Here is a 23,399-nt window from a genome sequence, read left to right on the forward strand (position 1 = left end):
TTGATACCATCGCTTGCCTTGACTTCTAATACATAGGCATTATCAGTATTTCCATCTGCTGGAGACTCAAAGTCTGGTGAGCTTTTGAAGGTCACTGCTCCTGTCGATCCATCAATATCGAATAAGCTTTCGTCATTACTGGTACCAAGACTATAAGTAATTGCGTTGGCATCTGTAGCTACAGCAGTGTAGGCCGTACCCGTTCCATTCTCTACAAAGCTGGCTGTAGTGGCCGAAGTAAAGACAGGGTCAGTGTCATCAACATCTGTTACGGTAATGGTTACTGTCAGGGAAACTGTATTGACACCATCGCTTGCTTTGACTTCTAGCACATAAGCATTGTCAGTATTAGCATCTGCTGGAGACTCAAAGTCTGGAACAGCCTTAAAGGTCACTGCTCCTGTAGATCCATCAATATCGAATAGGCCTTCGTCATTACCCGTGCCCAAGCTATAAGTAATCGCATTGGCATCTATAGCTACAGCTGTGTAAGCTGTGCCTGTTCCATTCTCTACAAAGTCTACGATAGTGCCTGAGGTAAGCACAGGCTTGATATCATCAATAATAGTAATTGAAAAGGACTGCTCAGAAGTATTACCACCTTCATCTGTGGCGAGTACGGTCACCAAATGATCACCAGATTGTCCAAGAGGGTTACCACTAAGAATATTTTTCCCTGATGAAACTCTCCTAATTCTATGATTCAAAAGGTCAGCAACAATTACATTACCATATGGGTCTAAAGCTACTCCTCTAGGAATACTAAAACTGGCGTTAGTCCCAATCTCATCAGAAGCACCTCTAATCCCTGAACCTGCTAAAATTTCAGCAACTCGGCCATCTACCTTGACTATATGTTGTTTTGTTTGATCAGCCATAAAAAACACCCCTTCATCACTAATGGCCAGCCCGGATGGCGATACCAACTCAAAAGGGGCTCCCTTGATATCAATCACTGGATTTTCATTGTTCCCAAGAGCTGTTGTTACATTGCCTTCTGAATCAATTTTTCTCAACCAACTTGTCAGACCTTCTATGATATACAGGTTACCGTCTTTATCAATGGCCATTGATCTTGGCAACGAAATGGAGGCACTTTGCCCCTGCCCATCTCTGGATCTGAAAACTCCATCACCAGCAAAAACTGTAACCTCACCACTTAGATCAACTTTAAAAACCTGATGACCAGCTTCATCGGCCACATATACTGTCCCATCACTAGATACAGCTACATCAACAACTGACTTAAATGGTGATGATCCACCTCCTTCAGTAGCACCTGCAATTGTACTCACAACACCTATAGGAGATATCTTCCTGACAGATTTGTTCCTTGAATCGGCTACATAGACATTACCGTCTTTGTCCACCGCTATTCCTAAAGGGTCATTAAAGGTGGCTTGACTTCCAGAGCCATCATTATTCCCAATTTGGCCTGTGCCCGCAAGAGTAGAAACAACACCGTTCACATCTACTTTTCGAACCGCATGATTCCTACTATCGGAAACATAGATATTACCGACCTTATCTGTTGCAACGTCAAAGGGCCGCTCAAAACTCGCGGCAGATCCAAGACCGTCATCAAAGCCCTGTCTCGTACCACCCGCAAATGGTTGCACTGAGTTTTCATTTGCAGCTTTGTATATAATTCCGGTGGTATAATCAATCACAAAGAGGTTTCCACTCTGATCAAACGCTAAGTTTCTTGGGACCTCAAACAAACCTCCGGTAGTTATATGGCCAGATACAGTACCATCCAAAGAAATTTTTCGGACAACAGCATTGCCGGCATCGGTAACATAGATATGATCATCAGCTCCATAGGCAAGCCCATATGGAAAACGGAAGGAAGCGGCTTGACCTACTCCATCAGTAAATCCCTCTACGCTACCTGCTAAGTCTGAAACAACTCTACCTGGAGTAATTTTCCTGATTCGGTGAGAGGTCACATCACTGGCATAAAGATTCCCTTCCTTATCAAATGTTAGCCCCCCAATACGTCCAAATGTTGCTACTTCATGACTACCATTCGCAGTACCAAAGTCATTTGGATCTCCCACGAACAAACTTACTTCTCCAACTGGAGTGATTTTCCTGATTGTGAATTGGTCAGCTACATAAATATTGTCCTGAGCATCAATTGCTATGGCCCTTTGGTTTCGAAATGATGCATTTACACCAATACCGTTTATTGAACCTGATTCACCTGAACCGGCAAAGGTGGTCACATTGCCGGCTTGGTCAATTTTTCTAACCCTAAGTGTGGCTGCATCGGCTACAAACAGGTTATCCTTACTATCCACAACTACTCCAATAGGTGCATTGAACATTGCTTCCTCTTTCGGTCCATCCTTAAAGCCTCCAATACCCGTTCCAGCAAAAGTTGTCACTAGACCATCGGAAGTGATTTTGACAATCCTATCATTCTCTTGATCTGCCACGTAAAAGTTACCCTTTGAATCAAAGGCTCCTCCTCCTGGAGTGTTTAACGAAGCTTCCAATCCAGTACCATCTTTAATAGTACTAGTCAAATTCCCGGCAACAGTAGTCACCTCCCCAAGAATAGAAGATTTCAAACTTAGCCAATCTGGTAAATTAGATGTGGATAGTGTAACCCTTTCACCTTCTAAGTCCGAAACCTCAACAAAGTACCTGTACTCCTCACTTTCTTTCGCATTAGTAACAGGGTTGGATGTAAACACCGGTTTTACATCACTTACATTATTCACTTTGATGGTCACAAGTTGTTTTGTGGTATTTCTTCCATCAGTTGCTATAATTTCTAAAATGTAACTGTTATCTGTATTTGCATCCTTCGGGTCTTCAAAATTTGGTGACGATTTGAAGGTAATCTCACCACTTGCAGCATCGATATTTAAATGTGCTTCATCATTACTCGTACCTAAACTGTAAGTTATGGCATTGACATCAGTAGCCATGGCTTGATAAGCTGTACTAGTGCTATTTTCCAAGAAGTCTGATGTAGCTACGGAAGTAAACACAGGTGCAATATCATCCAAAGGTCTGACATTGATAGTAACCATTTTAGGTTCCACATTACTGCCGTCATTTGCTATTACCTCTAGAACATAAATGTTATCAGCATTTGCATCTGATGGAGTATCAAAGACAGGAGGAACCTTGAACGTCACATCCCCATTGATTGCATTAATACTAAATAGTCCTTCATCATTCGCAGACCCTAGGCTATAGGTAATAGTATTGGTATCAGTAGCCAAAGCCGTGTACGCCACCGTGGCACTTTTCTCTGTGAAGCTAATCGTCTCCCCAGAAGTAAAAACTGGCTTTGTTACATCATTGATTTTGATTGCAAAACGTTGCTGGTCTTGACCACCAAAATCATCAGAAACAACTAGATCTACGATTTGATTACCTTTTTGGACAATTGCTGAGCCGCTTAAAGTATATTCTTTAGATATTTTTCTTAGACGAAAGTTGTTCAAATCGGCCACTATAATGTTATCGGCATTATCTACTACTATAAAAATTGCTGCATTAAATAATGCAGAATCAGCCGAACCGTCTTGAAAACCAGAAGTACTTCCGGCAATTGTCGTCACCTTACCAGAAGAATCTATTTTTCTAATATTGTGTTTACTTCCATTCTGGGTGACATAAATATTATCATTTGAGTCGATAGCAATACCGAAAAGATTACCCAATTTGGCACTTGTTCCTTGCCCATCTTGGTCCCCAAATTCTGAGCCTGCAAAGGTTATTACAGTCCCATTATTGTCAATTTTTCTAATTCTATTATTTAAATAATCAACAACAAAAATATTGTCTTGGCTATCAACAGTTACTCCTCTAGGTATTGAAAATCTGGCTTCATTTGAAGTACCATCCTGAAAACCCTGAACAGAACCTGCAATTGTCGTTACAACTCCGACTTGGGTGACTTTTCGAATGAGATGATTTCCTTCATCAGCAACAATAATGTTACCTGAATTATCAATTGCCAAATCACTAATTTTTTTGAACGTTGCTTGACTTCCTTGACCATTGACGAAATTATCACCAGGACCACCAGCAATAACCCTTCTTTCTCCTCTTGAGGATATTCTTTCGATCCGAAAATACCTTTCGCTGTTTGATCTATACTCACCCGCAACAATTAGGTTACCATGATTATCAGCTGTGATAGCGGTCATGTCCAACTGAGTTCCAGTCACGCCTCCGCTAGGATCTGTTTCTCTTCCAGTCAGAGACACAAAGCTTGTAACTAAACCCTGCGGTGTGACCTTTTTTAACATTTTTGTCCCTAATTCAGTTACAAACACATTTCCTTCCCTGTCCGTAGTAATATCAGATAGGCTCCTAAATTTAGCCTCAGAACCTAAACCGTCTTGAAAACCCCTGACACTTCCTGCTAGAGTTGATACTGTATAATTGGTTGTCAGTTTCAACCAGCTGGGTAAAGAGGAGTTACTCAGTAACAACCTGTCGAAATCTGGGTCATTGAAAGACAATGGGTAATTGTAGTTTTCATTATCATTCACAAATAATAATGGAGAAGAGCTTATTGAAGGAGCATTATTCGGTCTTATAAAATAGTATTCTCTGGTTCCTATAGGGTTCAAACTGGAGACCTGATTATTTTCAAGATCTACAATGTCATTTCCCGGTAGAAGATTCAATTCCAATTTTCCTGACCCATTGGGAACATCCACATTTACATAGTAGACTGAATCTTCAAAAACATCTTTGACTACAGAAGAAATTGTCCCTCCTAGGCCTGTCAAACCAAAATCCTCTGCGCTTACATTCTTGACTTTTTCATTAAACTTAACTCTAAAGCCAACTCTCTTTGCCTTTATGAGTTGATCTGCCGGGTTGATTCTAACAATTTCACTCAATGACGGACTATTTGTATCCTTCACTTCCAGTGTGAAGTCTTGGCTTGCAGATTGACCTTCCAGGTTAGAGGCGGACAGAGAAATATTATAAGTCCCCACTTGATTAAAAGGGTTACCTGTTAGCACCTCCACAAGTCTGAACCTTCTCAATTTAGCGTTGAGCTTATCAGGGACTATAAGATCTCCAGCCATAGTCAATTGAATATCTGCAGGACTGGAAAATGTAGCGTCCGTACCGATACCATCTAAATCACCTACCTCATTGCCTCCAGCCACCGTCACCACCGTACCAGTTGTAGAAATTGACTTAATTCTTCCATTTCCTCCCAGCTGTGCAACGAAAACCACTCCATCTGAATTAACAGCTACCCCGTTCGGTAGATCGAACTGGGCCTCTAAAGCCATTCCATCAAGATCACCTTGAGTTGAACCCGCTATGGTCGTAACCTCCGCATTTGGGTTAATTTTCCTGATTTTATGATTCCTGGAATCGGCCAAATACAGATTATCATCTTTATCAATGGCGATATGCATAGGAGCATCAAACTTAGCATTGAGACCTATTCCATCTGCAAACCCTCCGTCTAAGTCAAACAGTACAGGTCCGTTTCCTCTATTGATAAACCTTTCAATTCCTTTTCCCGCGAAGGTTGTGACATTTCCTATTGGATCAATTTTTCTGATGTTCTGAGCCCTGCTGTCTGAAACAAAGAGGTTTCCTTGACTATCAAAGGCCAGGCCATGGGGCCAAACGAATGAAGCCACATTTGCCCCTCCATCTTTAATATCAAAGCCAACAGGTCCTACACCGGCAAAAGTGGTAACCACACCAGCCTTAGTGACTTTCCTAATACGACTATTTCTCGTATCCGCAACATAGATATTTCCATCTGGCCCAATCGCTATTGCTGATGGCTCAGCAAAAGATGCTGACGTGCCTACCCCATCAGCAAAGTCGAAATTTCCAGAACCTGCTATTACTGTGATAGTTCCAGCCTGATCAATTTTCTTAACCTGATGATCCTCAAGAATATAAAAGTCACCATTTGTATCTTGTGTGATAGCAGTTCCCCCACCATTGGAACTGGTTACCTCAGCAAGAGATTTGAGGCTAAGCCATGGTGGCAAGTTGGTCCCACTAATTGATGATAAGTTCCCGTTTGGACTAGTAGTCTCAATAAGGTACCTGTAGTTTTCGTCTCTTGAGACAGTGGTCGTAGGTTCTGAAATAAAGGACAAACTCCCTTCATCAACATTAGTTACAGTAATGGAAATCTCCTGAGTTGCGGTATTCGTACCATCACTAGCTGTCACATCTAAGATGTAGACATTATCGGAATTGGCATCAACAGGGTTTTCGAAATCCTGTTGAGTATTAAATCTTATTGAACCATCAACCCCATTAATATTAAAATTTGACTCATCCTTCAAGTTACCCAGACCATAGATTAGCGCATTGGCATCAGTTGCCTTAGCAGTATACACTGGCAATGTTGTGGACTCTTTAACTGAGACGCTCAAACCAGAGGTAAAAACAGGTTTAGTCAAATCATTCACAGTAATCGTGAAGGTCTGCATCACAGCAGCACCCTCAGCATCATTCACTTTGAGAGCTACTGAGTGATCACCAGACTGGCCAACAGCACTGCCCGTTAACTTGGCTTGACCCAGTGTTACCTTCCTTATCCTATTATTACCAGCATCGGCAATTAGTAGGTTTCCTTCCTTATCTATAAGAATACCATCCGGACTGTTAAAAAGTGCGTTTGGTCCTGTGCCATCGGCATAGCCTCCAATATCATTACCTGCGACCGTGGTGACTATTCCTCCTGGAGTAACCCTTCTAACATTTCCTCTTCTGGACTCTGTCACATAGATATTACCCTCTTTATCCACCACAATGCCCTGAGGTCCATTAAGAGACGCTGCAGTCACAATACCATCTTCTGACGGGTGGTTTTGAGAACCGAGGTTGTCAGGTAGGCCAGCAATAGTTGTGACAACACCACTTGGAGTGATCTTACGAATGCTGAAATTACCCCAATCTGCAACAAACACATTGCCCTGATTATCAACAGCCACATCTTGCGGAAATGAAAAACCTGCTGCAGTCCCCGTACCATCTTGGTAAACGAAGCCGCCCTGGCCAGCCAAAGTGGCAACTTCACCTGATGGACTAATTGTTCTTATTCTACTATTGAAACCATCTGCTACATAGATTACTCCATTAGCGTCAATCGCTAGGCCTCTAGGAGAATTGAACATAGCTGAGGTCCCCTGACCATCTTGAAAACCTCCATTACTTCCAGCGAAAGTGCTTACCTGTCCACTCTTTGTGATTTTCCGAATTCTATTATTTCCAGAATCAGATATGTAGAGATTATCGTCTTTATCAATCACTATCGCCCTTGGACCATTGAAAGTCGCTGACGCTCCGGTACCATCAGCAGACCCTTGCTGCCCATTGCCAGCAAAAGTGGTAATAGCGCCATCCACAGCCATTTTTCTTATTGCATTGTTCTGAGAGTCTACGATAAAAATATTTCCCTCAGAATCCATAGCAACATCACGTGGACTGGAAAAAGCTGCCGACAGCCCATTTCCATCTAACAGTTTCTTCTCACCAGACCCTGCAATGGTGGTTGTGACACCATCAGGCTGCGAGTCTAAAGTCAACCAGCCCGGGAGGCTCTCCGCGGAAACCTGAAGGCGTTCACCGTCCTGATCTTCTACTTTTATGACATATTCATAGTTAGCATTGTCATTTACAGAAGTTACCGGAACGGAAGTAAAAGAAGGATCCTGATCATCCACATTGCTCATTAAGGCACGTACAAGGATATTGGCAGAATTAGATCTGTCATCAAAAGCATAAATCTGTGCCAGATAGGAGTTGTTTTTATCGCTATCCAATGGGTTTTCAAAGTCAGGTGCATTCTTAAATGTCAAAACACCTGTCGATTGATCTATAGTGAAAAAAGACTCATCGAAGTTAGACCCAAGAACATACTTTATATTATCGCTATCCTGGGCTTTGGCGGTAAAGACTGTTCCCGCGCTATTTTCCTCAACCAATGGAAAAATGTTTGGCAAAGGCATGAATACAGGCCCAGTATTTGAAATATTGACAGTGAAACTCTGTATAGCCTTTCCATTGTTTGTATCAGTAGCCTCAATCGTGACTTCATGACTCCCAGCTTGTCCTTTGGTATTGCCTATCAAAACTGGTAGTGTGCCGGAAATCACCATTTTCCTAATCACGCGACTACTCGACTCGGAGATAAAAAGATCACCTTTACTATCCAACACAATTCCGAAAAGCCCATTAAAGGCAGCTTCTGAGCCCGTTCCATCAGTTTTGGCATCGACACCTGATCCTGCTAAGGTTGTGACTTTTCCATCTACAGTAACTTTTCTAATTCTTTTGTTCCCGAAATCGGCCACATACAAGTTACCAACAGCATCTGAGCTTAAGTGTGCGGGATTGTCAAATCGAGCAGCAGCTCCAGTATCGTCTACATAGCCTTCGACACCATTTCCTGCAATGGTTGTGACAATTCCAGTAGGCGTAATCTTTCTGATACTATGATTATTATTGTCTGCCACATAGAGATTATCTGAACCATCAATCGTTATTCCAAAAGGTCTGTTAAAAGCGGCACTCGTCCCTACTCCGTCTATTAATTTTCTTTCTCCTGAACCAGCAAATGTCGTTACCAACCCAGTGGGTGTTATTTTTCTAATACGATCATTTCCATGGTCTGCAATAAAAATATTGCCTTTACTATCAACAGCTAAATCCTTTGGCTCACTAAATTGAGCTGCAGCCCCTGTCCCATCCATATAACCTCGAACTCCAGTTCCCGCAATAGTTGTCACAACGCCACTCGGAGTAATTTTGCGAATGGAGCTGGTAGTATTATCTGAGACATATAAGTTACCCAAAGCATCCGAAGCCATTCCAATTGGTCCTGAAAAGCCAGCGTCACTGCCCGTTCCGTCCTTTTCGGTAAAGTTTGATGCTGATCCTACAAAAGTTGTAACCTCACCAGTTGGAGATATCTTACGAATTGTTTTAGAGGTCAACTCAGCGACATAAATATTATCAGACTGATCAATTGTCAGACCCAACGGCAGGTTAAATTGAGCAGCCAACCCTGTACCATCAGAGGTGCCTGACACTCCTGAGCCTGCAAAAGTTGTCACTGTACCAAGAGGCTGTTGTTCTAAACTCATCCAACTTGGTAAAGTACTTGAGGAAACGGTGGTAACATCGTTTTCAGGGTCATTAACCTTGATTTCATATCGGTAACTAGTGTTGTCGGTAATTGAAGTGACAGGGTTAGATGTGATTACCGGCTCGGCATTTACTATTTGTGCGATAACACTTATGGTAACTATTTGACTCGTAGATCTAGTACCATTGTTAGCTATTACTTCTACCAAGTATTTATTGTCATTATTGGAATCCTGCGGACTCGAAAAGTTCGGGGGTATTTTGAAATTAAGATTTCCATTTGAAGCATCTATATCAAAAAGGGCTTCATCATTATTAGTTCCTAATTGATAAGTGATGGCCTTTGTATCTGTGGCAATAGCCTGATAAGCTGTACCAGTGGTCAATGTTAAGAAGTTTTGTGAAAGCCCAGACGTAAATACAGGCGCGAAATCACCATTGGCAAAAACTGATAGGGTGAACTCTTGTTTTGTCATAGCACCTTGTTGATCAGTAGCCTCAATCACAATATTATGATCTCCGGCCTGCCCACCGGTGTTTCCGTTCAAAGTGATGCCTGAGTGAGATATTTTACGAATTGATGAATTCCCTCGGTCAGTAACATAAACCACACCATCAGCAACCTCAATTCCTTGTAACGAGAAGAACTCGGCCTCGCTCCCTTTTCCATTTCTAAAGGCGGCCTGACCTGTTCCTGCCACTGTGGTCACCCTTCCTGATGGACTTATTATTCTAATGACATTCCCTCCGGCTACCCAAAGGTTACCTGATTTATCAATATCAATATCATCAATGAGCACAAAAGAGGCACTTGTACCTAATCCATCTAAATTTTGTGAAGAGGTTCCGCTTCCTGCAATGGTAGTAACAATGCCGACAGGAGTTATTTTGCGTATACGGCTATTGCCTCGGTCTGCCACATATAAGTTGTCATCTTTATCGATTGTTAAGCCACTAGGACCTGTGAAAAGGGCTTGAGAACCGTTTCCATCTTGATGTCCTGATGTGCTACCGGCAAAAGTTGATACAATACCGGATGGTGTAATCTTTCTAATTCTATGATTCAATTGATCTGCAACAAAAAAGTTGCCGTTAGAATCGATGACTAGACCATAAGGATTGCTAAACAGCGCATCTATACTATTTCCATCGGCAAAACCACGCCCCTCCTTTCCAAAAACCAAGGTAGAGGTACCATCAGAGTTTAGTTTTCTGATGACATTGCTTAGTACATCTGTGTAGAAGATCTGATCCGTATCATCGATAAATATATCAAATACGGATCCAGTAAAACCCTTTGAAAAGGTGGTTACCAGACCTTCAGGAGTTATTTTTCTAATTCCAGTAGATTGATCTGTCACATAAAGATTCCCATTAGAGTCGACAGCAGACCGATTAGGAAATGAGAAAGTAGCATTAGTACCTAACCCATCATTACCTTGAGACCCAGAAACGATGGCTTTTCCTGCAACGAATTCAACAGTCCCTCCAGTTGTAACACGCCTCACCTTTCTCGACCCATCCGTGAAATAAATATCACCATTGGAACGGATTGCCAAACCTCGAGCACCTTCTATACTGGCAGTGCCAATAGGGCCATCAGTGCCTGTGTTACTTCCGTTTCCAGCCACAGTACTCACAGTACCATCAGGTGTAACTTTTCTAACCCTAAAGTTATTGGCATCTGAAAAATAAAGATCCCCCGATGAAGTAAACATTAATGCTGAGACACTACCAATCTGGGCGTTGGTTCCCACTCCATCTTGAAAGCCAGGAGTTCCAGTACCAGCAAAAGTGACACCCACACCTTGAGACGTCACTTTAGTTATCAAACCATTAGATTCACCAAAGTAAAGATTGTCATCCTTATCAATAGCCATACCAAGCGGATTTCGTAGTCGGTCGATACTTCCATTCTTTATCACATCTCCATTTCCACCACCAAAAAACGTTGTAACATTTCCAGCTTGATCAACCTTTTTAATTCTAGTGGAAGTAGTAACAAACAAATTTTCGGAACTGTCAAACGCAAAGTCATTAGGCAAGTCGAATTGACCATTTACCCCTTTGCCATCCAATAACCCACTTCTACCGTTTCCGGCAACGGTAGTTACATTTCCGTTCGTATCTATCTTGCGAATGGCATGATTATTACGGTCAACCACGTATAGATTGCCATTGGAGTCAAACACGACATCTGTCGGGTTATTAAACCCTGCCATGAGTACAGGTCCATCTTTAAAAGAGGCTAATCCTGTACCCGCAAAAGTAGATACAGTTCCGTCTGGCGATACCTTTCTGATTTGGTTATGCAATGCATCGGCTACATATAAGTTACCCGCATTGTCGAATGTCAACCCTTGAGGTTGATTAAATACAGCATCATTCGCGGAACCATTCTTAAAATTACTTGGTAGCTTACCTGCCAAAGTTGTAACCTCTAAATCTGGTTCTATATCAATCCAGCCAGGTTTGGTCGTTACGTTTATAAAAAGTCCAGTATTATCCGCGTCTGTGGCCTTTGCCTCATACTTGTAGTCAGTGCCTTCATTTATGCCTGTGACTGATGTGGTTGAGAATATGGGATTAAATTCCTGCACATTGGCCACCTGGATTTGTATTGTTATACTGGATGTATTAGCACCATCAGTAGCCTTGATCCCTAACACATAGACATTGTCTGCATTTGCATCCGCGGGAGCCTCGAAGTCAGGAGCTACTTTGAAAGTAACCACCCCTGAATTACCATCAATATTAAATTGACCTTCGTCATTGCTAGTTCCAAGGCTGTAAGTGATTGTGCTCGCATCTGTGGCCGAAGCAGTGTACACTGTACCAGTACCATTCTCTAGAAAACTCGTGACCACAGATGAAGTAAATACTGGCGCCTGTCGATCAAGGTTAACTCTTCTTATTACGTGACTAGCCTTATCAGCCACAAGAAAATGACCTTCAGAGGTTTTCACAATTCCTCTTGGAAAGTTAAAACGTGATGACAACGGAGAGCCATTATCAACTCCCTGCACAGCATTACCTGTAATCGTAGTCACAAAACCATCTTGGGAAATATGTCGAATCGAATGCCTATCAACAACGTAGATTACATCTCCTTCATCCAGTAATAAGCCATTCATAAAACCAAAGCCTGCCACATCCTTGTTCCCATCTGTGTGGGTTGTTGCTGTTGCACTGCCAACAATAGTTGATAAGGTACCTGTAGTAAGGTTCAATCGTCTAACAGCATGATAGGTGACAATTATCAAGTCCCCTTTGGAGTCGAAGGCAAAGTCAGTTGGCACATCCAGAGTAGCTGTTAAAACATTCCCATCTAAATAACCACTCGTTCCTGTCCCAGCCACTGTGGACACATTTCCATTAGAATCAATTCTTCTGACTCTATAATTCAGAGCATCAGCCACATAAATATTGTTGCTATTATCTACCAAAACCTCTACGGGTTTATTGAATAAAGCACTTGATGAGCTACCGTCTTGAAACCCCGCGACATTACCAGCTATGGTCGTAACAACACCAGCAGGAGTAACCTTTCGAACAGCATGATTATCCTTGTCTGCTACGATGATATTCCCGTTACCATCGAGGGCAATTCCTCTTATCTGATTAAAACGAGCCGATGCACCAGTGCCATCGATGAAACCAACATCTCCAGAGCTACCGACAAAATCCGATACTATTCCGTTAATATCAATGGTCTTAATAGATGACCCGTTTTCTTCAGCCAGATAAATTACTCCTGCCGAGGTGATTGCCATATCTATCGGCTCATTAAATTGGGCACTCAGTTTTTGTCCATTCACATCCCCTCTAGTGGAAGTAGTACCAGCAAATTTCTCAACAGATAAGACCTTAGGGATGCTGTTCTGAGCTATTAATGAAGTGCTGATAAATGAGAAAAAGAGTAATTGAAATAATTTCATAATATCTTGAAACATACATCCTATTTTGGATTTTAAAATAAGCTGGAATGCATCAAACAGCAAACTCTTCGTTTTAACAATTTTGATTTTTATTTAATCTATTTTAAGAAGTGATGAATGGTAAATTGAAAAATCATAGAATTAAAATCTCCACAAATCCAAGCCTGGCTAAGCATTTTTCTTCATTAGAATTAAACTTTCATCTTCATTGAACAAATCTCTTTCAACTCTTGTTAATGTGATTGTGAAGCAAAGCGAGTAGTAAGCAAACTTCTTACTCATTTAAACAATCACGAATGAAAGTAGCGGTTTTTAGAAAGGAGCATTTTAATGCTGCCCACAGATTGCATAATCCGAATTGGTCTGAAGAAAAGAACGAATCCATCTTCGGGAAGTGTAACAACAAATACTATCATGGTCACAATTATGAACTGATAGTAAAAGTAAGTGGAGAACCTGATCCTGACACCGGATATGTCTATGACATGAAGGTTTTAAGTGATCTAATCAAAAAGCATGTCTCCAGTAAGTTCGATCACAAGAATTTAAACCTTGATGTTCCTGAATTCAAGGAACTCAACCCTACCGCTGAGAACATTGTCATCGTGATTTATAACATTCTAAGAGATAAAATCGAGTCTAACCTAGATTTGAAAGTGACACTTTATGAAACAGAACGAAACTATGTTGAATACCCAGCTTAACGGTTTGACAGTAGAAGAAATTGGTGATGAGCACATAGGTACCAGCTATGACACTCCCCTGAAGGAAGGCGCATTCGACATGGATGACGAGCTCAAAATGAATTTGATCGAAGATAAGTTCAGAGACATTATGGAAATAATGGGCCTAGACTTAACAGATGATAGCTTAAGCGGAACCCCCAAGAGAGTGGCTAAAATGTATATTCAGGAAATTTTCAGCGGACTGAATCCTGCTAATAAACCCAAGGTGGCACTCTTCGAAAACAAGTATCAGTACAACGAGATGCTTGTTGAAAAGGACATTACCTTCTACTCTAATTGTGAGCACCACTTTGTACCAATCATTGGTAAAGCTCATGTAGCGTACATTTCTAGTGGAAAGGTAATCGGCTTATCGAAGATCAACCGTATCGTCAACTATTATGCAAAAAGACCTCAGGTTCAAGAACGACTTACCGTTCAAATTGCGAATGAGCTAAAGAGCATTTTAGAAACTGACGATGTAGCAGTAATCATTGATGCAGAACACTTATGCGTATCCTCTCGTGGGGTGCAAGATGTCAATAGCAGTACAGTCACAGCACAATTCGAGGGTAAGTTTAAAGAGGAAGGCACCAAAAACGAGTTATTGACCTACATCAGTAACAAATTAAAGTAAAGCCACTCCTAACCATCAAGTGAATCACTTTTAACAACTTAGTTTGATTCACTTGATTTTGAATTCTTAATCATGGATTCACATTAAAAGCTTACCTTTGCGGCTTCAATTAGAAAGCATCCATGCAAAGCATTAGAAATATCGCCATTATAGCACACGTTGATCATGGCAAAACCACTCTGGTAGACAAGATTATACACGCCTCAAAACTCTTTAGGGAGAACCAAGAGTCGGGCGACCTCATTCTAGATAATAATGATTTAGAAAGAGAAAGAGGGATTACTATTCTTTCCAAGAATGTTTCCGTCACTTACAATGGTGTTAAGATTAACATTATTGACACTCCTGGTCACGCAGACTTTGGTGGCGAAGTAGAACGTGTTTTAAAAATGGCGGATGGTGTCCTATTATTAGTAGATGCTTTCGAGGGTGCTATGCCACAAACTCGTTTTGTACTCAGCAAAGCTTTAGCCCTTGGTCTTACACCTATTGTAGTGGTTAACAAGGTGGACAAAGAGAACTGCCGACCTGATGAAGTTCATGAGCAAGTATTCGACCTCATGTTCAACTTGGATGCAACGGAAGAACAGCTTGATTTTGAAACCATGTATGGTTCCTCAAAAATGGGTTGGATGAGTGATGACTGGCAAAAGCAAACTGACTCGATAACTCCCCTATTGGACAAGATCATTGATGTGATCCCTGAAGCGCCATCTCCTGAAGGAACACCTCAGTTTCAGGTGACATCACTAGACTATTCTTCCTTTGTAGGTCGAATCGCTATTGGTAGAGTTTATCAAGGAACAATAGAAGAAGGTAAATCAATGGGCTTGACAAAAGCCGATGGTTCCATTCAACGCGTTAGAATAAAAGAACTTCAAGTATTTGAAGGCTTAGGCAGACAAAAAGTAAGCTCAGTAAAAGCGGGTGATTTGTGTGCTATTGTAGGCCTTGAGAACTTCGAAATTGGTGATACGCTCACAGATTTTGAAAGTCCAGCTCCACTTGAACGTATCTCCATCGATGAGCCTACTATGAATATGTTATTTACTATCAATAACTCACCAGGTTTTGGTAGTGAAGGTAAATTCGTGACCTCTCGTCACCTGAGAGATCGTTTAATAAAGGAAACTGAGAAGAACCTAGCACTTCGTGTTGACCCAACTGATTCTGAAGACAAGTTCTTGGTTTATGGTCGTGGGATTCTTCACTTGTCAGTTTTGATTGAAACGATGAGACGTGAAGGCTACGAATTGATGGTAGGACAACCTCAAGTAATCTTTAAAGAAATTGATGGCCAGCGTTGCGAGCCTATTGAAACACTTGTTGTTGATGTACCAGATGCGGTTTCAGGCAAAGTAATTGAACTTGCTACTCAGCGTAAGGGCGAGTTGAAGATCATGGAGCCAAAGGGCGATCAGCAGCACTTAGAGTTTGATATCCCATCGAGAGGGTTGATCGGCTTAAGAAATAATGTCTTGACTGCCACAGGCGGTGAGGCTGTGATGAATCATAGGTTCAAAGAATACCAACCATTTAAAGGTGAGATTAAAGGTCGTATCAATGGATCATTGATCTCAATGGAAAATGGACCTGGAACACCTTATTCAATTGACAAGCTTCAAGACAGAGGTTATTTCTTTGTTGCACCAGGAGAAAACCTATATACAGGTCAGGTAATTGGCGAGCACAATCGTGAAAACGATATTGTTGTAAACATTCAGAAAGGGAAGCAACTGACCAACATGCGAGCTTCTGGTTCGGATAGTAATTCTAAGATTGCACCTCCAAGAAGATTCTCATTAGAAGAATCCATGGAATACATCCAAAAAGATGAATATCTTGAAATCACTCCTGCGAGCATTCGCATGAGAAAAATTCACCTTGATGAGCATACAAGGATGAAGATGGCCAAGACCTTGGCTTAAGTCAAATTCAAAAACACATTAAAAAGGAGCGAATCTTAATTCGCTCCTTTTTTTATAAATCCGTCTTCTTCAACTGACGCTTAGCTTTCCAATAGCCCCAAAGTAACTTGGGGCCTATGACTTTTTTCCTCTACCGGCTTCTAGCATATCCCACATCGCTTGTGGTACTTTTTCGAGGTGACTGAACTCTCCTGCCCCCATTAGCCATTCTCCGCCATCTATGGTCACTACCTCACCATTTACATAGGAAGAGAAGTCTGACATCAAATAGGCTGCAAGATTGGCAAGCTCCTGATGTTCACCTACTCTTCCCACGGGTACTAACTTGGCCGGGTCAAATTTATCTATCAAGTCGCCAGGTAATAAGCGACTCCATGCGCCCTCCGTTGGGAACGGTCCCGGGGCAATGGCATTCAGTCTGATTTTGTATTTAGCCCATTCTACGGCTAAAGAACGTGTCATTGCCAACACTCCCGCTTTTGCACAGGCAGACGGTACAACATATCCAGATCCCGTCCATGCATATGTGGTTACTATATTTAGAACAGTACCAGCTTGTTCCGCTGCAATCCACTTTTTACCAAGGGCAAGCGTGAAATTCGTTGAACCCTTTAAAACGATATCAATGATGGTATCAAATGCTCGATTAGAGAGCCTTTCTGTAGGACTGACGAAGTTTCCAGCCGCGTTATTCAAGAGACAGTGAATCTGTCCAAAGCGCTCTTCAGTCTTTGCTAGAACATTCTCTACCTGCTCATAGTCTCTTACATCGCATTGAACAGGCAAAACTTTACCTCCGGTTTCAGCTTCAAGTTCTTGAGCCGCCTTTTCCAAGACTTCCATCTTACGACTAGTAATCACAAGGTTGGCACCAAGTTCAAGAAAATACTTACCCATGGCCCTTCCGAGCCCGGTTCCGCCACCCGTAACTATAATCGTTTGTCCCTTTAAGGCATCATCTTTTAGCATTCCATCTGTTCTCATAACAAAGCGTTAAATCAGTGGCTTTAAGTTAGAAAATATTATGCATGCAGCATAATTTTTATACTTCCCGATCAGCACATAACATATGACAATCTCATGCGAATTATTCATATTTGTACAAGTAATTTTATCTCATGAAGACCTTTCTCAATAAAACAGCACTTCTGTCCATTCTTCTAGTTTTCCTAAGCTCTTGTGTTGCCAAAAAGGATTTTGATACCGTGGTAAGCGAAAAGAACACTCTTGAAAATGACAAAACTCGTCTTCAAGAACAGCTTGCCGTTGTGAACGAAAAAGCAAAGCGACTGGAAGTGCAGGTTGAAGATCTTAAAGGAAAGAATACGGCCTTGCAAAGTGATTTTGATTTGGTGAGCAAAGAACTCAAAGACGTTCAGGGTGAGTATACACGCGTTAAGCAACTCTATGATAACCTATTGACCAATAGCAGCCAGCTCAATACTGATCTTGCTCAGCAACAACAAAGACTATTGGCAATTGAGGATGATCTTGAAATTGAAAGAAAGAAAAATGAAGAACTTGCCGTTGACCTATCCAAGCGTGAAGCCAAAGTAGCTGAGCTCGAAAGATTAATTTCTGAAAAGGATAAGGCTGTCCAACAACTCAAGAAACGTGTAACGGATGCGCTATTAAACTTTCAAGCTAGTGATCTATCTGTAGAGGTAAAAAATGGCAAAGTCTATGTGTCTCTTGCGGAAAAATTACTTTTCAACTCAGGAAGTACCAAAGTAGACTCAAAGGGTGAAAGTGCATTAAAACAACTAGCCAATGCCTTAAGCGGTAATAGTGATATCAATATCATGGTCGAAGGGCACACGGACAACGTACCTCTTTCAGGATCTGGCAAGTTTGCCGATAACTGGGACCTAAGTGTTGTTAGAGCCACTTCCATTGTAAGAATCTTGGTCAACAATGGCATTAGCTCGGAAGTAATCACCGCTTCTGGTCGTGGAGAGTTCTCACCAGTGGCGGAAAACACAACTGCCGAAAACAAAGCGCTGAATAGAAGAACTGAGATCATTCTGACACCTAAGTTGGATGAGCTATTCCAGTTATTGGAGACTTATTAAACAATTATCTTAAGCACAAGATTTATAGTCCATGTCAGATCGAAATGAGTTTGCAGACCACAGCATAGAAGAGCTTAAACAAAAGCAAAAGAAGTTCAAGGCAATTCAGAAAGTTATCTTGATTCTGTGCCTTATTACATCTTCAATTGCTATAGGGGTTTCTATTTGGAAAGAAACCAGCGAACTGTATCCAGTGATTGGGTTAACCCTTATTATCGGTATTGGCTACCCTATCATGGCTTTTGGCCCTATGCAGAAAAAGATACAGGCGGAAATTGACAGTCGATCTCAAGCTTAAGGAGAAACGCCTGCCATTAACTGGGCACAAAGTAAAGCTCCATAGGTTCCGAGCGCATAACCTAAGACTGCTAGTAACACTCCAACAGGTGCTAATGCTGGACTAAAAGCAGATGCCACCACTGGTGCTGACGCGGCTCCTCCGACATTGGCCTGGCTACCAACGGCTACAAAGAAGAATGGCGCCTTGATTAGTTTGGCCACCACAATCATAATTATCACATGGAAGAGCATCCAGGTAATACCGATAGCAAATAGACCTAGGTTATCGAATATCTCACCCACATTCATTCGCATTCCTATGGTTGCTACAAGAATGAAGATAAACACACTCCCAAGCCTTGAAGCTCCTGCCCCCTCGTACTTTCTCATTTTGGTAAAAGACAAACCCACTCCAATTGTTGTAGCAATGACTACCAGCCAGAAGAAGCCCGAAGTCAGCGATTCTAAACTATACTTAGCTAACCACTCGCTGCGCGCCTCCATGAGTGGAGCAATGACATCAGCACCCCAATGTGCCAAGGCAGTACCTCCAAAAGCAATTGCCAAAATAGTCATCACTTCAGGCAGTGTTGGAATTTTTGCAATACTAGCTTGATAGCTTTCGACTCTATCTCTGAGGTCATCGATTGCCGTAGTATCAGATTTCAGCCACTTATCAACCTTTTGAGTTTTGCTGGCCCCGTACAGCAGAAAGCCAGTCCAGATGTTAGCACAGATCACATCGACAACGATCATGGTTGCGAAGAGACTATCGCTTACACCAAAGATCTCTTTCATAGAGGCTTGATTGGCACCTCCACCAATCCAACTACCAGCAACAGTCGTCAAACCTCTCCAGACCTCTTCCCCACTTCCTATATCCAACACATCCGGAGCAATTGTAGATATAATGAGGATTGCCAATGGACCTCCCAATACGATACCAACGGTGGCAGCAAAGAACATTATGACTGCTTTTGGCCCTAGGTTGATAATACCTTTTATGTCAATGCTTAAACATAACAGCACCAAACTAGCAGGAAGCAAGTAGCGCGAAGCCACGAAATATAGATTTGAATCTTCACCTGAAACTAAACCTAATGGCCAATTGAGAAGGCCCGGTAGAAAATAGCAAAGAAGAATACTAGGTACAATCGTATAGAACTTCTTCCATTTAGGGTTTGAAGAAGATGAAGTATGAAAGACTGCTGCTACTATTATAATAAGTAGTCCGAGTACTATTGCGTCATTAGTAAAGAATGGTTCCATGGAGTGGTTTTCAAAACACCAATAATAGGAGTTTTTCCTGAAAGATATCAGTCGTACTTGTAACCTTCACCTCTATCTTCTTCCAAAGCAACTCCCAAGCCTAGCACTAGACGATTGACAAAGTTGAAATAAGCCACCACCAAAGAAGCATCCAAAATAGCCCGTTCTTCCAGACCCAAAGCTTTCAATGGGCCTACAAAATCTTCTTCTTTTACTCTTCCGGGATTAACGGTCAAATTGAAAGCATAACCACAGAGTATAGCATCTACTTCGGAAAGCTCAACAGACTTGTAATCGTGCCAAAGCTGATTTACTTTCTCTTCATTTTTCCAAAAGTGATTCAATGCAGCACCATGATGCACCTGACAGTATTCGCAATCATTGGCCGCAGAAACTACAACAGCAATCATTTCTCTCTGATATCGCTTAAGTGGAGATTTGCCGAACATAATTGTCATATACAAGTCCATATGATTCATAATAGACCTAGGGTTTAAGCTCTGAATCTTATGAACCTCAGCAAGCTTGCCTCTTGTCTCCAAAAGGTGATCGTAGACTTCCTTTAATTCTCCTTCAGCCTCTTGATGCTCAATTACTTTTATAAATGCCATACCATAGGATTTACCCTGAAATTAAGGCAAACAAGTCATTAGACAGTCTGATGGTGGAGTTTTTTGGCGAATTGCAACCATAGGAAACAAGAATCCCATATATTCGGATTTCAAAATTTTTCAGAATGGCACCCAGAGGAGGTTTTTCAAGTAGAATAGGTTTTATCGCAGCAGCAGCAGGCTCTGCTGTAGGTTTAGGAAATATTTGGGGTTTCCCCTTTGAGGTTGGCGAAGGAGGCGGAGCTGCCTTCGTAGTTATCTACCTTATGTTTTGCTTTATCCTTTGCTTTCCAGTAATGGCAACTGAGATCGCAATCGGAAGAAAGACTCAGAAAAACCCTGTAGGCGCATTTACGGCCTTAGGTTATAAAAACTGGAATTGGGTTGGAAAACTGGGCATATTAGCCGGTATACTAATTCTTTCCTTTTACAATGTAATCGCTGGATGGGCTTTCGGATATATCTTCGAAATGGCTGCAGGTCACTTTGGAGGTGGAGAACAGTTTGGCGCCTATACTTTAAAGATATTCAAAGTAGGTGGTTATGGCTTGGCATTTATGGCCACAACGGCCCTTGTGGTATCTAGAGGTATCTCTGGTGGTATCGAAAAGGCAGCGAAAATGCTAATGCCGACCTTGGTAGTAATGATGTTGGGCATGGTTATCTACTCACTCACCCTTCCCAATGCAATGGACGGCATTCGTTTTTACCTCGTTCCTGATTTCTCCAAAATCAATGCAGGAGTTGTCTACAATGCCATGGGACAAGCTTTCTTCTCCTTGTCATTAGGTATGGGAGCATTGATTACCTACGGTAGTTATGTAAACAAAAAAGAAAATATAGTATCCGCAGCGGCACTAATAACTTTAGCCGATGTTGGCATTGCAGTTATTGCTGGCTTGATGATCTTCCCTCTTATAGGCTTTATGAGCGGAGGAACCATGGAAGGCGCCGCTGGCGGACCTGGTTTGATATTCGTAACCCTACCAACAATTTTCGGAACACTAGGATCTATCGGACCACTTGTTGGCACTTTGTTCTTTGTATTGCTCTGTTTTGCTGCATTAACCTCCACCGTATCTCTACTTGAGGTACCTGTGGCCTATGCTGTTGACGAATTAAAAATCAGACGAAGTAGAGCCGTGTGGATTGTAGCGGGCATTATCTTCGTAATCGGTATTCCATCTTTGCTCGGTTTCGGCTATTCTGACTTCTTTAGCACTGCTTTCACTACTTACAAAGAAGGAGGTACAGATACAGATTTCCTTTCTTTTATAGCATCTGTAGCAAACGACAGTATACTGCCACTGGGTGGCTGTATGATCGCTTTCTTTGCAGCTCACGTTTGGAAAAAACACAATTTGGATGACGAGCTTGCTGAGGGTTCTCCCAATTATAAAGGTTCTTTTGTCCAGAAGTATCTGAACTTTGCCATCTCATACCTTGCTCCTTTTGTTCTTGGAGTGGTATTCGTCTTGACAGTGCTGTTCAAATTCTTTGGGATCAGCTTATTCTAGAAGAGTAAAAACAATATCCTTATTTACATCCCCTTCCAGAATTGGTTGGGGATATTTTTTTTGAACTATGTAGCGTTATGAGAAGATAGAAGGTCTTACTAATATGGGTACTAAAGCAAATTGCCTTCTTTTATTCACATCATTAACATTCCGCTCTTTCGCAATGCTGATAAAGAGGTCGGTTTTTAGAAGACATCTAGTAGCATCATTATTCCTATACTCATGCTTAATAACCTTTTTAAGTTGTGAAAACGAGGAACCTCAACCCACCTTCGAACACGCCAATAGAATAGAGTTCTCTAGTAATGCTTCTTTCTTGGTTGCTGATGGCCACTCTACAGCAACATTCAATATTGGGTTTTTCGATGAATACGGTCGTATAATTGAAAACCTGCAAGCCAGATCATCGGTAAAACAGAATGGGCAAGTGGTGTCAAACGAAGAAAGAGTTTATACTTTTACTCCCGAAACATCAGGCAGTTATCTCTTTCAACTTTTTATTGATGAGGTAATAGTAGAAAACCACATCATATATGTTTTAGAAAACCAACGGGTAGAAATACCTGTCATCTTTCATATATCAGAAAATGAGTCAGGCAACATGAGTGAATTGACTCAAGAGTTTCTTGATAAACTCAATTCCAAACTACTCTTCAGACCGGACAACCCTGGTAGCACCCGGCAACAATCCAGTCTATTCTCATTTGTTCTTGCAGAGGTTGATGAATCAGGTCAAACTCTAGCCGAAAAAGGTGTCAACAGGTATAACGGCCAATATGAGCAATTCGCTCAGCCGATTGAAACTTGGCAGCGTGAGTATTACTGGGACCCTGAAACATACGTAAACTTCTGGCTCGGCAAACGAGGTGCCAATCAATTTGTTGCAAGGGCCAATTTTCCCGACCATTATCACTTCTCCTTACCAAAATCCACCCTTCCTGAACCGCGATGGGAATATAGAGTCGACTATGGTGACTCTCCTCCCACCCACCATCCAGAGGGCATTAAATATGGCTATGGGGATAGCGTATCGGAACTGACCGACAACTCCTCTGTTTTGAACTACATTACACTACTTGTTGGCAAATTTATGGGCCTTGAAGTTCACTTGAACAATAATGTGATCAGCGAGACAAATTATATGTCTTACTATGGCAATAGTCAAAAAGATCACTTTACAGCAGCACAAAATGGTCAAATGTGGTTTATCATTAATTATGCCCGATGGCGGGCCAGAAAGGGACTAGTTCGGATACCTCTTAATTAGTCACTCACCAAACATCTATTATTCAATTGGTGCTTTAGAATT

At 41.7% G+C, this 23,399-nt stretch carries 11 protein-coding genes; 7 read left to right on the plus strand and 4 right to left on the minus strand.

What is annotated here, in order from left to right; genetic code table 11:
* On the minus strand, window positions 1-13,052 hold a 13,052-nt coding region (locus J4E76_RS18380), incomplete at its 3' end, for an SMP-30/gluconolactonase/LRE family protein (protein ID WP_208506260.1).
* Between the two features lie 296 nt (window positions 13,053-13,348).
* On the opposite strand from J4E76_RS18380, the gene J4E76_RS18385 reads away from it, so the two are divergent.
* From J4E76_RS18385 to typA, 3 genes are all read left to right on the plus strand, one after another.
* Entirely contained in the window at window positions 13,349-13,756 is a 408-nt protein-coding gene (locus J4E76_RS18385; protein WP_208506261.1) for a 6-carboxytetrahydropterin synthase, read from the plus strand.
* Entirely contained in the window at window positions 13,719-14,414 is a 696-nt protein-coding gene (gene folE, locus J4E76_RS18390) for a GTP cyclohydrolase I FolE (protein WP_208506262.1), read from the plus strand. The genes J4E76_RS18385 and folE overlap by 38 nt, the downstream gene beginning before the upstream one ends.
* A 122-nt stretch (window positions 14,415-14,536) precedes the next feature.
* Window positions 14,537-16,342, plus strand: coding sequence for a translational GTPase TypA (gene typA / locus J4E76_RS18395; RefSeq protein ID WP_208506263.1), 1,806 nt, complete (start codon window positions 14,537-14,539; stop codon window positions 16,340-16,342).
* 114 nt (window positions 16,343-16,456) lie between these two features.
* Here typA and J4E76_RS18400 read toward each other — a convergent pair whose 3' ends face one another.
* Complete coding sequence (locus tag J4E76_RS18400; protein ID WP_236017547.1) at window positions 16,457-17,326, minus strand: SDR family oxidoreductase; 870 nt, start codon at window positions 17,324-17,326, stop codon at window positions 16,457-16,459.
* A 134-nt stretch (window positions 17,327-17,460) separates the two neighbouring features.
* Between J4E76_RS18400 and J4E76_RS18405 the strand changes: the two genes are divergently transcribed.
* A complete protein-coding gene (locus tag J4E76_RS18405) occupies window positions 17,461-18,414 on the plus strand; it encodes an OmpA family protein (protein WP_208506264.1) in 954 nt (317 codons plus the stop codon).
* Window positions 18,415-18,445: 31 nt separating this feature from the next.
* Entirely contained in the window at window positions 18,446-18,712 is a 267-nt protein-coding gene (locus tag J4E76_RS18410) for a hypothetical protein (protein ID WP_208506265.1), read from the plus strand.
* Here the strand turns inward: J4E76_RS18410 and J4E76_RS18415 are convergent.
* Window positions 18,709-19,962, minus strand: coding sequence for a DUF819 domain-containing protein (locus J4E76_RS18415; RefSeq protein ID WP_208506266.1), 1,254 nt, complete (start codon window positions 19,960-19,962; stop codon window positions 18,709-18,711). The genes J4E76_RS18410 and J4E76_RS18415 overlap by 4 nt on opposite strands.
* Window positions 19,963-20,009: 47 nt before the next feature.
* Complete coding sequence (locus tag J4E76_RS18420; protein ID WP_208506267.1) at window positions 20,010-20,573, minus strand: peroxidase-related enzyme; 564 nt, start codon at window positions 20,571-20,573, stop codon at window positions 20,010-20,012.
* Window positions 20,574-20,698: 125 nt separating this feature from the next.
* On the opposite strand from J4E76_RS18420, the gene J4E76_RS18425 reads away from it, so the two are divergent.
* Both J4E76_RS18425 and J4E76_RS18430 read left to right on the plus strand, forming a co-directional pair.
* Window positions 20,699-22,090: a sodium-dependent transporter gene (locus tag J4E76_RS18425; RefSeq protein ID WP_208506268.1), complete on the plus strand. Its 1,392-nt coding sequence runs from the start codon at window positions 20,699-20,701 to the stop codon at window positions 22,088-22,090.
* Window positions 22,091-22,253: 163 nt separating this feature from the next.
* On the plus strand, window positions 22,254-23,357 hold the full coding sequence (locus J4E76_RS18430; RefSeq protein ID WP_208506269.1) for a hypothetical protein: 1,104 nt from the start codon (window positions 22,254-22,256) through the stop codon (window positions 23,355-23,357).
* The last annotated feature ends 42 nt before the right edge of the window (window positions 23,358-23,399 follow it).

It is taken from the genome of Roseivirga sp. E12 (genome assembly GCF_017592825.1).
In the GTDB taxonomy this organism is placed as follows: Bacteria; Bacteroidota; Bacteroidia; order Cytophagales; family Cyclobacteriaceae; genus Roseivirga.

What these genes read in the sequence shown, in the direction of transcription:
- J4E76_RS18385 (WP_208506261.1), top strand. Translation starts at nt 13,349, where the DNA reads ATGAAAGTAGCGGTTTTTAGAAAGGAGCATTTTAATGCTGCCCACAGA.
- folE (WP_208506262.1), top strand. Translation starts at nt 13,719, where the DNA reads ATGAAACAGAACGAAACTATGTTGAATACCCAGCTTAACGGTTTGACA.
- typA (WP_208506263.1), top strand. Translation starts at nt 14,537, where the DNA reads ATGCAAAGCATTAGAAATATCGCCATTATAGCACACGTTGATCATGGC.
- J4E76_RS18400 (WP_236017547.1), bottom strand. Translation starts at nt 17,326, where the DNA reads ATGAGAACAGATGGAATGCTAAAAGATGATGCCTTAAAGGGACAAACG.
- J4E76_RS18405 (WP_208506264.1), top strand. Translation starts at nt 17,461, where the DNA reads ATGAAGACCTTTCTCAATAAAACAGCACTTCTGTCCATTCTTCTAGTT.
- J4E76_RS18410 (WP_208506265.1), top strand. Translation starts at nt 18,446, where the DNA reads ATGTCAGATCGAAATGAGTTTGCAGACCACAGCATAGAAGAGCTTAAA.
- J4E76_RS18415 (WP_208506266.1), bottom strand. Translation starts at nt 19,962, where the DNA reads ATGGAACCATTCTTTACTAATGACGCAATAGTACTCGGACTACTTATT.
- J4E76_RS18420 (WP_208506267.1), bottom strand. Translation starts at nt 20,573, where the DNA reads ATGGCATTTATAAAAGTAATTGAGCATCAAGAGGCTGAAGGAGAATTA.
- J4E76_RS18425 (WP_208506268.1), top strand. Translation starts at nt 20,699, where the DNA reads ATGGCACCCAGAGGAGGTTTTTCAAGTAGAATAGGTTTTATCGCAGCA.
- J4E76_RS18430 (WP_208506269.1), top strand. Translation starts at nt 22,254, where the DNA reads ATGCTGATAAAGAGGTCGGTTTTTAGAAGACATCTAGTAGCATCATTA.